Origin of the sequence: Uniformispora flossi, assembly GCF_049534875.1 — a bacterium.
GTDB lineage: Bacteria > Actinomycetota > Actinomycetes > Streptomycetales > Streptomycetaceae > Yinghuangia > Yinghuangia aomiensis.
The window spans coordinates 242,114-255,827 of record NZ_JBMULZ010000005.1 but is presented as its reverse complement, the minus strand read 5'-3'; the positions used below and the strand labels follow the sequence as shown (position 1 = coordinate 255,827).

Annotated in this window: 9 protein-coding genes; all 9 read left to right on the top strand. The window is 72.5% G+C overall.

What is annotated here, in order from left to right; genetic code table 11:
- Nucleotides 1-19: 19 nt before the first annotated feature.
- The 9 genes from ACPA54_RS13785 to ACPA54_RS13745 all read left to right on the top strand — a co-directional run bounded on the left by ACPA54_RS13785 (nt 20) and on the right by ACPA54_RS13745 (nt 13,539).
- Complete coding sequence (locus ACPA54_RS13785) at nt 20-784, top strand: ABC transporter ATP-binding protein (RefSeq protein WP_479729414.1); 765 nt, start codon at nt 20-22, stop codon at nt 782-784.
- A complete protein-coding gene (locus tag ACPA54_RS13780; RefSeq protein ID WP_423529401.1) occupies nt 781-2,001 on the top strand; it encodes an ABC transporter permease in 1,221 nt (406 codons plus the stop codon). Before ACPA54_RS13785 ends, ACPA54_RS13780 begins: the two co-directional genes overlap by 4 nt.
- Before the next feature lie 79 nt (nt 2,002-2,080).
- Nucleotides 2,081-2,863 (top strand): hypothetical protein, encoded by a 783-nt coding sequence (locus ACPA54_RS13775; protein WP_423529399.1) that lies wholly within the window; start codon nt 2,081-2,083, stop codon nt 2,861-2,863.
- A gap of 1 nt (nt 2,864) precedes the next feature.
- Nucleotides 2,865-3,665 (top strand): response regulator transcription factor, encoded by an 801-nt coding sequence (locus ACPA54_RS13770; RefSeq protein ID WP_423529397.1) that lies wholly within the window; start codon nt 2,865-2,867, stop codon nt 3,663-3,665.
- A gap of 125 nt (nt 3,666-3,790) precedes the next feature.
- The gene (locus tag ACPA54_RS13765; RefSeq protein ID WP_423529395.1) at nt 3,791-5,284 is read left to right on the top strand and encodes a sensor histidine kinase; all 1,494 of its coding nucleotides are present in this window, start codon (nt 3,791-3,793) and stop codon (nt 5,282-5,284) included.
- 330 nt (nt 5,285-5,614) lie between these two features.
- On the top strand, nt 5,615-7,063 hold the full coding sequence (locus tag ACPA54_RS13760; RefSeq protein ID WP_423529393.1) for a cytochrome ubiquinol oxidase subunit I: 1,449 nt from the start codon (nt 5,615-5,617) through the stop codon (nt 7,061-7,063).
- Between the two features lie 11 nt (nt 7,064-7,074).
- Entirely contained in the window at nt 7,075-8,091 is a 1,017-nt protein-coding gene (gene cydB, locus ACPA54_RS13755; RefSeq protein ID WP_423529391.1) for a cytochrome d ubiquinol oxidase subunit II, read from the top strand.
- Between the two features lie 78 nt (nt 8,092-8,169).
- Complete coding sequence (gene cydD / locus ACPA54_RS13750) at nt 8,170-11,736, top strand: thiol reductant ABC exporter subunit CydD (protein WP_423529389.1); 3,567 nt, start codon at nt 8,170-8,172, stop codon at nt 11,734-11,736.
- 90 nt (nt 11,737-11,826) lie between these two features.
- Nucleotides 11,827-13,539 (top strand): GAF domain-containing sensor histidine kinase, encoded by a 1,713-nt coding sequence (locus ACPA54_RS13745; protein WP_423529387.1) that lies wholly within the window; start codon nt 11,827-11,829, stop codon nt 13,537-13,539.
- The last annotated feature ends 175 nt before the right edge of the window (nt 13,540-13,714 follow it).

Genomic DNA, 13,714 nt, shown 5'->3' with positions numbered 1-13,714 from the left:
CAAGCACGCCGAGGACGCCCTGCCCACGGTGCGGCCCGACGCTCCGGTGATCGCGCTGCACGGAGTCACCAAGTCGTACGGCGAAGGCGACGGTGCCGTGCACGCGCTGCGCGGCGTCGACCTTGTCGTCGAGCGCGGCGACTACGTGGCGGTGATGGGAAGTTCGGGTTCCGGCAAGTCCACGCTGATGAACATCGTCGGCTGCCTCGACGTGCCGACGGCCGGGCGGTATCTGCTCGACGGACTCGACGTCGGCGTGATGGACGAGCGGCGGCTGAGCCTGGTGCGGTCGCGGCGGATCGGGTTCGTTTTCCAGTCGTTCAACCTGATCCCGCGCACCAGCGCCCTCGCGAATGTGGCGATGCCGCTCGCCTACGCGGGCGTCCGGGCCCGCGAGCGCCGCACCCGCGCGCTGGCCGCGCTCGCCCACGTGGGCCTCGCCGACCGCGTCGACCACCACCCCAACGAGCTGTCCGGCGGCCAGCAGCAACGCGTCGCGGTGGCCCGGGCGTTGGTGACCGCGCCCGCACTGCTGCTCGCCGACGAGCCGACCGGCAACCTGGACAGCCACAGCACCGACGAAGTGCTCGGCATCATCGACCGGTTGAACAACGCGGGCCGCACGGTCGTGGTCATCACCCACGAGTCCGAAGTGGCCGCCCGCGCGAAGCGCGTGCTGCGGCTGGTCGACGGCCGCGTGGTCGAGGACCGCCGCCAGGCCCCGGTCGGCGGACCGCCCCCGGCCCTGGCCGGCGTCGCGGCCCCCGCGGGGGTGACGGCGTGAACCCCGTGGAGATCGTCCGGTTCGCGGTCCTCGGACTGCTCGCCAACAAGATCCGCACCGCGCTCACCATGCTGGGCGTGCTGATCGGCGTGGCCGCGGTGATCCTGCTCGTCGCGGTCGGAAACGGCTCGTCGCAGGCGGTGCGCTCCTCGATCGAGAAGCTCGGCACGAACCTGCTGACCGTGTCGCACACCGCCGGCGGCGGCCGGTTCGGCGCGGCGGGCTCGGGAAGCGCACTGAAGGACCTCACCGTCGACGACGCGCACGCGCTCGCCGACCCGGTGGCCGCACCGCATGTGAAGTCGGCGTCGCCGGTGCAGAGCACGTCCCAAAGCGTGACCTACGCCGGACAGTCGGTGACGGTGAATCAGATCGTCGGCACCACGCCCGACTGGTTCGCGACCACCAACCACGACCTCGGCGACGGCGCCCTGTTCACCGCCGACGACGTGACGCTGTCCCGGCGCGTGGCGGTGCTCGGCACCACGACCGTCGAGAACGTGTTCGGACCGGAAGACCCGATCGGCAAAGACGTGCTGGTCGGCGGCGTGCAGTTCCGCGTGGTCGGGGTGCTCCAGACCCGCGGCGGCGCGGAGGGGCAGGACCCGGACGACACGATCGTCGTCCCGCTGACCGCCCTGCGGGAAAGCCTGACCGGCTACGGCTCGCTCAGCCAGATCGCCGTGCAGGCCACCTCGTCGGGCGCGACCGCGCAGGCGCAGGCCGAGATCACCGCGATCCTCGACACCCGGCACCGGATCACGTCGTCGTCCGCGGCGGACTACCGCATCGTCAGCCAGGAATCCCTGCTCAGCGCCCGGGACGAGACGACGCACACGTTCACCGTGCTCCTCGCCGCGGTCGCGGCGATCTCGCTGCTCGTCGGCGGGATCGGCATCACCAACATCATGCTCGTGACGGTCGCCGAGCGGACTCGCGAAATCGGCATCCGGAAGGCGATCGGCGCGCCGCGCGGGGCGATCCTCGGGCAGTTCCTGGCCGAGTCGACGCTGCTGTCCGTGTGCGGCGGGGGCCTGGGCGTGGCCGCGGGCTTGTTCGCGGCCCGGTTCACCGTGGTCGGGATCGAGCCGGTGGTGGTGCCCAGCTCGGTGGTGGCGGCGTTCGGGGTGTCGGTGCTGATCGGGCTGTTCTTCGGCAGCTATCCGGCGGGGCGCGCGGCGGGGCTGCGCCCGATCGAGGCACTGCGCCATGAGTAGTAGCACGGCCGACATGACTGGCAACCCGCGCCCGGCAGGGTGCACCGGCACGGCGGAACAGGCGACGGAGGAGACGGCCATGACGGCATCGGAGTACGCGGGCGAGGCGGACACCCGCGAGTTCGTCGGCGGCTTCACGGGCGTGTCCCCCGAAGCACCCGAGTCGGCCGGCGCGGACGAGGCCGGCGCCGCGGCGGCGACGGTTGACCTGCTCGCACCCCCCGAGGGCATGCGGGACGTCGACGCCGAGCTGACCGCGCCGCCGCGGGCCAAGCTGCCCCGGGTCACGCTGCTGCTGGCCGCGGGCGTGCTGCTCGCGGGCGGCTTCTTCGCCGGCGTCAAGGTCGACCGGTGGCAGAACGGCACCGGTGGCGAGACCGCACGCGGCACCGCCGCCGCGGGCGCCGGACGGCAGAACACCGCAGGCCAGGGCCAGACCGCGGGCAACACGGCCGGCGGCACGGCGGGCGCGGCGGCGGGTCAGGGCGGCACCCGGGCGAACGCGGCCGGGGCGGGGGCGACCGTGGGAACGGTCAAGCTCGTCGACGGGTCCACGGTCTACGTCACCGACGCATCAGGCACCATCGTGAAGGTGACGACGAACGCGGACACGAAGATCCAGGTCTCCCAGGACGGCAAACCCGCCGACCTCAAGCCGGGCGACACCGTCGTGGTGCGTGGCGCCGCGGGCGACGACGGCACGGTGGCGGCGAGCACGGTGACGCAGGGCCAGGCCGGGGCGGGCCTCACGTCCGGCGGCTTCGGCGGCGCCGGGGCGGCCGCGGGGACCGGCGCGGGGACGGGTGCCGGGACCGGCACCGGCGGCGGCACCCGTGCGGGCACCGGTTCAGGGCGAGGCTGACATGGCGGGCATATCCGGGATGTCCGGCCGCGGCGACTCCGGGCCGGCGGCGGGGTTCCCGCACCCGGTGCCCGCGGCCCGCACCCCCGCGCCGACCTCCGGAGCCCGGCTGCTGGTCGTCGACGACGAGCCGAACATCCGCGAGCTGCTGTCCGCCAGCCTGCGCTTCGCCGGATTCACCGTCGAGTCCGCCGCCACCGGTGCGGAAGCCGTCGCGGTGTCCCGCGCGCGGCGCCCCGACCTGGTCGTCCTCGACCTGATGCTGCCCGACATGGACGGCTTCTCCGTCGTCCGCAAACTGCACGCCGACGGCAGCCGCCCGCCGATCCTGTTCCTCACCGCCCGCGACGGCGTCGACGACAAGATCACCGGGCTGCGCATCGGCGGCGACGACTACGTCACCAAGCCGTTCAGCCTCGAAGAGCTGATCGCCCGCATCCAGGCCGTGCTGCGCCGCACGTCCGGCGAGAACGCCGAACCGGCCGCGCCGACCGAGCGGCTCGCCGTCGCCGACCTCGTCCTCGACGTCGACGGCCACGAAGTGACCCGTGCGGGCGCCGAAGTGCCGCTTTCACCGACCGAGTTCAAGCTGCTGCACTACCTGATGGTCAACACCGGCCGGGTTGTCTCCAAGAGCCAGATCCTCGAACACGTGTGGCACTACGACTTCGGCGGCGACGCCAGCATCGTCGAGTCGTACATCAGCTACCTGCGGCGCAAGGTCGACAACGCCGAGCCCAAACTGATCCACACCGTGCGCGGGGTGGGGTACGTGCTGCGCCGCCCGCCCGCTTCGGCATGATCCCGGCGACCGACATGCCTTCCTCCTCGGACCGGTTGCCGCCGCCCGCGCCTTCGCGGGTCCGCGGCCGGTTCCGGCGCGGGCTGCGGCGGGTGAGGCCGAGCCGTTTCTCGCTGCGTTCCCGCGTGCTCACCACCGCAATTGCGCTGGTGGCGTGCGCGCTCGCGGTGAGCGCGACATTCGTCACGGGCGCGCTGCGCGGATACCTGACCGACCAGGTCGACCGGCAACTGGCGCTCGCGGCACGGCAGCTGTCCCACGTCGGCGGCGAACGGACGGCGGACGGCACGGGCGGGTCCGGCGTCTTCACCCCGGGCAGCGGCTCGGTCGGGCCGGGCTCCGGCACGGGGACCGGAGGCGGCAACGGCAACGGGACGCTGTTCCCGCGGCCGCGCGTGAACGTGCTGCCCAGCCGGGTCGTCGCCGAGTACCTCAACGAGGACGGCACCACCCGCGACCGGCTCCGCTCGCCCGGCAGCGAAGCCGAGAAGGGGCCCCGGCTCCCGCACCTCGACGGCGCGGCGGTGCGGGACCGAGACCGCGCGCCGTTCGAAGCACGCAGCGCCGAAGGCGAAGGCCGGTGGCGGGTCCTCGCGGTGCCGATGTCGAACGGCTCCGGCAGCGTGGTTGTCGCGACGTCGCTGCACGACGTGGACGCCACGGTCGCCCGCATGGACGTGCTGTGCCTGGTGGTGGGCCTGGTGTCCATCGCCGTGCTGGGCGGCGCCGGGTGGTTCGCGATCCGCGCGAGCCTGCGCCCGCTGCGCCGGATCGAGGAGACCGCGGCGGCGATCGCGGCCGGCGACCTGTCGCACCGTGTGCCGGTGCCCGTGACCGGCACGGAGGTCGGGCGGTTGTCCGGCTCGCTCAACGGGATGCTCGCGCAGATCGAGTCCGGGTTCGCGGCCAGAGCCGAATCCGAGGCGCGGATGCGGCGCTTCGTCGCGGACGCCGGGCACGAACTGCGCACGCCGCTGGCCAGCGTGCGCGGTTTTGCGGAGCTGTACCGGATGGGTGCGCTGTCGGATCCCGACGAAGTCGCGCGCACGATGCGGCGCATCGAGGACGAGGCGGTGCGGATGGGCGGCCTGGTCGAAGACCTGCTGCAGCTCGCCCGCCTCGACGAACAGCGGCCCCTGCGCCGCGAACCGCTCGACCTGCGCGTGCTCGCGGGCGACGCGGTCCACGACATCGAAACGCTTGCCGCGGACCGCCCGGTGACCCTCGGCGGCCACGACGGCCGCCCGGCCCGGGCGGTGGTGGTCCCGGGCGACGAGGCGCGGCTGCGGCAGGTCGTGGGCAACCTGGTGACGAACGCGCTGAAGCACACGCCGCCGGGGACGGCGATCCACATCGTCGTGGACACCGAGGACGGGTACGGCTACCTCGAAGTCGCGGACGAGGGGCCGGGACTCGACGAGGTGCACGCCGCCCGGGTGTTCGAACGCTTCTACCGAGTGGACTCGTCGCGGAGCCGTGGGACGGGCGGGGGAGCGGGGCTGGGGCTGGCGATCGTGGATGCGTTGGTGGCGCGGCATGGGGGGCGGGTGGAGTTGCGGAGCGAGGCGGGGCGGGGCGCGGCCTTCCGAGTCCTGCTGCCACTCGTGCCCCCGTCATAGGGCCCTCCCTCCTCCCACCATCTCCGGGAGTCTCGCGTCGAAGGCCCCTCCCCCGCCCCCGCCGCCATCGGATCCGCCCGACCTCCGCACCCTCCCACGCCCGCCCCCGCCGTGTCCGTCTACTAACCCAAGCCTGTGGACAACCCCGACCCCACCCCCCTGTAAGAACCCGTTCCACCCCCCGGTTAGTGTTTGTGAACGGATGCACAAGCCCGACTTTGTGAAAGCATGCACAATGTCGAGCTTGTGAATCAGTTCACAAGCTAGCCCCGCAAACCCTGCCAGACCCCCACAAGCCCAGCACCCAAGAACGACCGGAGGAGGTCGTCCGTGGACCTCGCCCTCGACACCGTCGATATAGCCCGGTGGCAGTTCGGCATCACGACCGTCTACCACTTCCTTTTCGTCCCCCTGACGATCGGCCTGTCGACGCTCGTCGCATGCCTCCAGACCGCGTGGTACCGCACCGGGAAGGAGCACTACCTCAGAGCCACCAAGTTCTGGGGCAAGCTCTTCCTCATCAACTTCGCGATGGGCCTGGTCACGGGCATCGTCCAGGAGTTCCAGTTCGGCATGAACTGGTCCGACTATTCGCGGTTCGTCGGCGACGTGTTCGGCGCCCCGCTCGCCATCGAGGCGCTGCTCGCGTTCTTCCTCGAGTCCACGTTCCTCGGCCTGTGGATCTTCGGCTGGGAACGCCTGCCGAAGAAGATCCACCTCGCGGCCATCTGGGCGGCGGCCATCGGCACGATGCTGTCGGCGTACTTCATCCTTGCCGCCAACTCGTGGATGCAGCACCCGACCGGCTACAAGATCAACCCGGAGACCGGGCGCGCCGAGCTCACCGACTTCGTCGCCGTGCTCACCCAGAACACCGCGGTCTCCGCGTTCGCCCACGTGATCACCGCGGCGTTCCTCACCTCCGCCGCCTTCCTCGTCGGCATCAGCTGCTGGCACCTGCGCAAAAGCAACGAGGTCGAGGTCTTCCGCCCCTCGCTGCGCCTCGGGCTGTGGGTCGCCGTCGTGGCCGGGCTCGGCGTCGCCATCACCGGCGACTTCCAGGGCAAGATCATGTACGAGCAGCAGCCGATGAAGATGGCCTCGGCGGAAGCGCTGTGGGAGACCTCCCAGCCCGCGCCGTTCTCGATCTTCTCCTACGGCGATGTCAACAAGGGCCACAACAAGGTCGCGATCGAGGTCCCGGGCGCGCTGTCCTTCCTGGCGAAGAGCGACTTCAACGCCGAACTGCCCGGCATCAACGACCTCCAGCGCCAGATGGAGGCCAAGTACGGGCCCGGCGACTACCGCCCCAACATCCCGGTCACCTACTGGGGCTTCCGCCTCATGATCGGCTTCGGCATGACGTCGTTCGCGGTCGGCGCGGTCGGCCTGTGGCTGACCCGCAAGAAGCGGGACCTGCCGGCCAACAAGTGGATCTGGCGGGCCGGCATCTGGACCATGGTCTTCCCGCTGGCCGGCAACTCCTTCGGCTGGGTCTTCACCGAGATGGGCCGCCAGCCGTGGGCCGTGTTCGGCGTCCTCAAGACCGACTCCGCGGTTTCCCCGGGGGTGTCCACCGGTGAGGTCCTCACCTCGCTGATCACCTTCACGCTGCTGTACGCCGTCCTCGCCGTCATCGAGGTCGGCCTGCTCAAGCGCTACGTCAAGGCCGGGCCGCCACAGGTCGAGAAGGCCCCGAAGGACGGCCCCGGCGGATCCGGCGCGTCGCCCGGCGAGGCCGACGCCGATGCCGACCGACCGCTCGCGTTCGCGTACTAAGGACCCCCGCGATGGAACTCACCACCGTCTGGTTCATCCTCATCGCCGTCCTGTGGACCGGCTACTTCTTCCTGGAAGGCTTCGACTTCGGCGTCGGCATCCTCACCAAGGTGCTGGCCCGCGACGAAGTCGAGCGCCGCGTCCTCGTCAACACGATCGGCCCCGTCTGGGACGGCAACGAAGTCTGGCTGATCACCGCGGGCGGCGCGATGTTCGCGGCCTTCCCGGAGTGGTACGCGACGCTCTTCAGCGGCTTCTACCTGCCGCTGCTCGCCATCCTCGTCGCGCTGATCCTGCGCGGCGTCGCCTTTGAATACCGCGCCAAGCGCGACGACGCGCGGTGGAAGCGGAACTGGGAGCAGGCGATCTTCTGGGGCTCGCTGGTCCCGGCGTTCCTGTGGGGTGTGGCGTTCGCCAACATCGTCCGGGGCGTCAAGATCGACGCGCACAAGGAGTACGCGGGCACCGTCCTCGACCTGCTGAACGCGCACGCGCTCCTCGGCGGCCTGGTCACCGTCGTGCTGTTCACCTTCCACGGCGCGATATTCGTCGGCCTCAAGACCGTCGGCGACATCCGGGAGCGGGCCAACAAGCTCGCGTTCAAGCTGGGCCTGGCCACCGCCGTCCTGGCGTCCGTGTTCCTGGTCTGGACGCAGGCCGACAGCGGCAACGGCAAGAGCCTGGTCGCGCTGGTCGCCGCGGTCGCGGCGCTCCTGGTGTCGCTCGGCATGAACCGGCTCGGGCGCGAAGGCTGGGCGTTCGTGTTCTCCGGGCTGACCGTCATCGGGGCGGTGGCCATGCTGTTCCTGGCACTGTTCCCGAACGTCATGCCGTCGAGCATCGACAGCGCGTTCAACCTGACCACGGCCAATGCGGCGTCCACGCCGTACACGCTGAAGATCATGACGTGGGTTGCCGTGATCATGACGCCGATCGTGCTCTGCTACCAGGGATGGACATACTGGGTCTTCAGCAAGCGAATCGGGACCAAGAACATCCCGACGTCGGTGCCGCACGGCGCCGCGTGACCCGGTCGGTATCCATGCCGGTATCCGTGCCGGTATCCATCCCGGTATCCAGCGAATGACGAGAGCGCCGAGAGCCCTGTGAAGCCCGTAGACCCGCGCCTGCTGCGTCATGCCCGAGCCACCCGGGGATTCCTCGTCCTCACGGTCGTCCTCGGGGTGGTGGGCGCGGGTCTCGTCATCGCCCAGGCGGGGCTGCTCGCGTCGCTGATCGTCGGCGCGTTCGAAGACGGCAAGGGGGTCGCCGCGCTGCGCGGCGACCTCGTACTGCTGGCCGCGGTGGTGGTCGGCCGTGCGGCGGTGGCGTGGCTCACCGAGGTCGCCGCGCACCGCACGTCGGCCGCGGTGAAGTCGGAACTCCGCCGCAGGCTCCTCGCCCATGTGCTCCGGCTCGGCCCGCGCTGGCTCACCGGCACCCGCAGCGGCGAACTCACCACGCTCGCCACCCGCGGCATCGACGCCCTCGACGGCTACTTCGCCCGCTACCTCCCGCAGCTGGTCCTCGCGGTCGTGGTCCCCGTGGCCGTGCTCGCACGCATCGTCACCGGCGACTGGATCTCCGCGGTCACCATCGTGGTGACGCTGCCGCTCATCCCGCTGTTCATGGCGCTCATCGGGATGGCCACCCAGAAGTTCATGGACCGCCAGTGGGACGTGCTCGGCCGCCTGGCCGGGCACTTCCTCGACGTCGTCGCGGGCCTGCCCACCCTGAAGGTCTTCGGCCGTGCCAAGGCGCAGGCGAAGTCCATCCGCACGATCACCGACGACTACCGGAAGGCGACACTGCGCACGCTGCGCATCGCCTTCCTGTCCTCGTTCGCCCTCGAACTCCTCGCGACGATCTCCGTCGCGCTGGTCGCGGTCGGCGTGGGCCTGCGCCTGGTGGACGGCGACCTCGATCTGGAAACCGCGCTCCTCGTGCTGATCCTGGCGCCCGAGGCGTACCTGCCGCTGCGTCAGGTCGGCGCGGAGTACCACGCGAGCGTCGAGGGGCTCACGGCCGCGGACCGGGTGTTCACGGTGCTGGAGGAGACGCCGGAGGGAGACGTCCGGGCGGACGCGGACCCGGCGGCGGACGACGGCACCCGGGACCGGCTGACCCTGAGCCGCGGCGTCGCCGCCGCGGCGGAGATCCGCGTCGAGGAACTCACCGTCCGCTACCCGGACCGCAGCGTGCCCGCCGTCGCGGACGCCTCGTTCGTGCTCGGCCCGGGGGAGACCACGGCGCTCGTCGGGCCGAGCGGCGTCGGCAAGTCCACCGTCCTCGGCGCGCTGCTGGGCTTCGCGCCCGCCGCGGCCGGGCGGATCACCGTCGACGGCGTCGACCTCGCGGCGCTGGACCCGGACGCGTGGCGGGCGCACGTCGCGTGGGTGCCGCAACGCCCCTATCTGTTCGCCGGCACCGTCGCCGACAACCTCCGCATGGCCGCCGCCGACGCTTCCGACGACCGGCTGTGGGACGCCCTGCGTGCCGCGCACGCCGCGGACTTCGTCACCGCCGCGGGCGGCCTCGGTGCGGAACTCGGCGAGGACGGCAGCGGCCTGTCCGCCGGTCAGCGCCAACGGCTCGCCCTCGCCCGCGCCTTCCTCGCCGACCGGCCGATCGTGCTGCTCGACGAGCCGACCGCGAACCTCGACGGCGCGAGCGAACACGCCGTCGTCGAGGCCGTCCGCGAACTGGCCCGCGGCCGCACCGTGCTGCTGGTCGCGCACCGCCCCGCGCTGCTCGCGGTCGCCGACCGGGTGGTCCGGTTGGCGCCCGCCGCAGCCGCCCCGGCCGCCCCGGCGGCCCTCCCCGAGCAGCGGAACCCCGCCGCGGCGGAACCGGCACCGCCGGATGACCCCGCCGACCTGACTGCCGCGGTCCCGCCCGGCGCGGAACCCCTCGGCAGCGGCCGCCGCGGCCCGCTCCGCCGCCTTCTCGCCCTCGCCCGCCCGGTGCGCTCCCGGCTCGCGCTCGCCGTGCTCCTCGGCGCGGTCGCGCTGGGCAGCTCGGTCGGACTGATGGCCACCTCGGCCTGGCTGATCTCGCGCGCCTCGCAGCACCCGCCGGTTCTCACGCTCATGGTCGCGGTCACCGCCGTCCGCGCCTTCGGCATCTCGCGCGCGGTGTTCCGGTACGTCGAGCGGCTCGTCTCACACGACGCCGCCTTCCGGATCCTCGCCGACCTCCGCGTCCGCGTGTACGAACGGCTCGAACGCCTCGCCCCGGCCGGCCTGCCCGCGTTCCGCCGCGGCGACCTGCTCTCCCGCCTGGTCGCCGACGTCGACGCCGTCCAGGACTTCTTCCTCCGCGCCCTGCTGCCCGCCGCCGTCGCCGCGGTCGTCGGCATCGGCGCGTCCGCCGTCACCGGTGCGTTCCTGCCCGAGGCCGGTGCGGTGCTGGCCGGCGGGCTGGTCGCCGCGGGCATCGTCGTGCCGTGGACCGCGGCCCGGTTCGCCCGCCGCGCGGAACGCCGCATCTCCGCGGTACGCGGCGAACTGTCCACCGGCATCACCGAACTCCTGCGCGGCGCCCCCGAACTCGTCGCCTCGGGCGCCGCCCCCGCGCGGCTCGCCGCGGTGGACGCGGTCGACGGACGGCTGCGCCGCACCGAAGCCCGGCAGGCCCAAGGCGCAGGCCTGGGCGCCGGTCTGGCCGCGCTCGTCACCGGCGCCACCGTGTGGGGCTGCGCCGCCGTCGGTATCGCCGCGGTCGCGGCCGGGCGGCTCGACGGCGTGCTGCTCGCGCTCGTCGTGCTGACCCCGCTCGCGGCGTTCGAGGCGACGTCCGTACTGCCGTCCGCCGGGCGCCACTTGGAGGCGTCGCGGCGTGCCGCCGCCCGGGTGTTCGAGGTGCTCGACACCCCCGAACCGGTCCGCGAACCCGCGGAACCGGCCGCCGTGCCGCCCGCGCCGCACGAGCTGCGGATCCGCGGCCTCGAAGCCCGTTGGACGCCGGACGCGGCACCCGCCCTCGACGGCATCGACCTCGACCTCGCGCCCGGCCGGCGGATCGCCGTGGTCGGCCCCAGCGGCTCCGGAAAGACCACGCTCGCCCAGGTGCTGCTGCGGTTCCTCGACCCGTCCGGCGGCGAGGTCCGCCTCGGAGGCACTCCGATCACCGCGCTCGACGGCGACGCCGTGCGCCGCGTCGTCGGCCTGTGCGCCCAGGACGCGCACGTGTTCGACAGCTCGATCCGGGAGAACCTGCGGCTGGCCCGCCCCGGCTGCGACGACGACGCGATCCGCGACGCACTCGCCCGGGCCCGGCTCCTCGCCTGGGTCGACAGCCTGCCCGCCGGACTCGACACGATGGTCGGCGAGCACGGCGCGCGCATGTCCGGCGGCCAGCGCCAACGCCTCGCCCTGGCCCGCGCGCTGCTCGCCGACTTCGAGGTCCTGGTCCTCGACGAACCCGCCGAACACCTGGACCTGGCCACCGCCGACGCGCTCACCGCCGACCTGCTCGCCGCGACCGAGGCCCGGACCACCGTGCTCATCACGCACCGCCTGACCGGCCTCGACACCGTCGACGAGATCGTCGTGCTGGACCGCGGCCGTGTCGTGCAGCGCGGCACGTGGACGGAACTCACCGCGGCCGACGGCCCGTTCCGGGCACTGCGGGACCGCGAGGAAGCCGCCGACGCGGTCGCCCGCGCGGCCTGAGCACGCGGCGCGGCTCGGACGCCGTTCCGCTGCGGTTCCGTGTCCTTTCGATGCCCGGAAAAACGATCACCTGCCCGTAAGGTCGTCCTCATGGCCGATGCGTCCGATACCTCCTCCTCGCGGGTGCCCGAACTGTCCGCGCTCGGCCTCGACGACCTGGTCGCCGAAGTCGTCGAACGCCTGCAGAGCGCCGCCGCGACCGGCGACAAGCTGCAAGGACTCCTGGAAGCCGTGGTCGCGGTCGGCGCCGACCTCGACCTGCACGCCACGCTGTACCGCATCGTCGAGGAAGCGGTCGACCTGGTCGACGCGACGTACGGGGCGATCGGCGTGATCGGCCCGGACGGCGCGGACCGGCACCTCGTCGACTTCATCACCGTCGGCATCGACCCGGAGACCGCCGCCGAGATCGGCGACCTGCCGCGCGGACGCGGCATCCTCGGCCTGCTCATCGACGACCCCGAGCCGCTCAAGCTCGACGACCTGACGCTGCACCCGGCGTCGTACGGCTTCCCGCCGAACCACCCGCCGATGCACTCGTTCCTCGGCGTCCCGATCCGGGTGCGCGACGCGGTCTTCGGCAACCTCTACCTCACCGAGAAGCGCGGCCGCCCCGGCTTCAGCGACGAGGACAAGCAGGTCGTCCGCGCGCTGGCCGCCGCCGCGGGCGTCGCCATCGAGAACGCCCGGCTCTACGCGCAGGCCCGCGAACGCGAGGAGTGGATCAAGGGATCGGTGGATATCACCACCGCCCTGGTCGGCTCCGAGGACCCGGATGAGGCCCTGCAGGTCGTCGCCCGCCGCGCCCGCACTCTCGCCTCCGCGGACTTCTCGGCGATCTACCTTCCCCAGGGCGACGGTTCGTACCTGGTGGAGATCACCGACGGCCACGACGTGTCCGCACTCGCGGGGACGGTGCTCCCGCCGGACTCACCCCTCGCCCGGGTGATCGAATCCGGCGAAAGCGTGTTCATCGCCGACATGAGCACCGACCCGGACGTGATGCTCGAACAATCGCGGGCCTTCGGCCCCGGCCTGTTCGTCCCGCTCACCGCGGGCGGCTCGGTCCTCGGCGCGCTCGAACTCGACCGCAGCATCGGCGCGTTGCCGTTCACCCAGACCGAACAGACCTTGTTCCAGGCCTTCGCGGGCCAAGCGGCCATCGCGTTGGTCCTGGCGAGCGCTCAACGCGACCGAGCCCGCCTCGCCGTCTACGAAGACCGCGACCGCATCGCCCGCGACCTCCACGACCTCGTCGTCCAACGGCTGTTCGCCACCGGCATGATGCTGCAGGGCGCCGCCCGCCTCGCCATCGTCCCCGAGGTCGTCCGCCGCCTCAACCAGGCCGTCGACGAACTCGACGCGACGATCCGCGAAGTCCGCAGCACGATCTTCGCCCTCCAACAGGGCCCCGAAGATGCCGGCCCGGGCGTCCGCGCCCGCGTGCTTCGCGAGGCGGCAGCAGCCACCCCCGCCCTCGGCTTCGAACCCGCGGTGACGTTCGTCGGCCCGGTCGACTCCCGCGTCCCCGACGAAGCAGCCGAACACCTGCTGGCAGCACTCCGCGAGGCCCTCTCCAACACCGCCCGCCATGCTCAGGCCACCCGCACCGAGGTCTCCTTGGTCGTCGACGAAGAAGCCGTCCTGACCGTCACCGACGACGGCGTCGGCATCGCCCCGGGCGGCCGCCGCAGCGGCCTCGCCAACCTGCGATCCCGCGCCGAGTCCCTCGGCGGCACCGCCGACTTCGGCCCAGGCCCGAACGGCACGGGGACGACGGTGACGTGGCGGGTGCCGGTGTGAGCCCATCTCGCCGGGAAGCCCGCCGGTGTTACCCTCGGTTCATGCTCAAGACCACGGCGATGTCCTGGTGGCGCTCCTCTTAGGAGCGGCCGCCACTTCAGACACGCCTCGGGCCGTTCGCGCAGGACGGCCCTTTTTCGTGCCCCGGATCGATGTCGGAGGCCGCGGTGGCCGC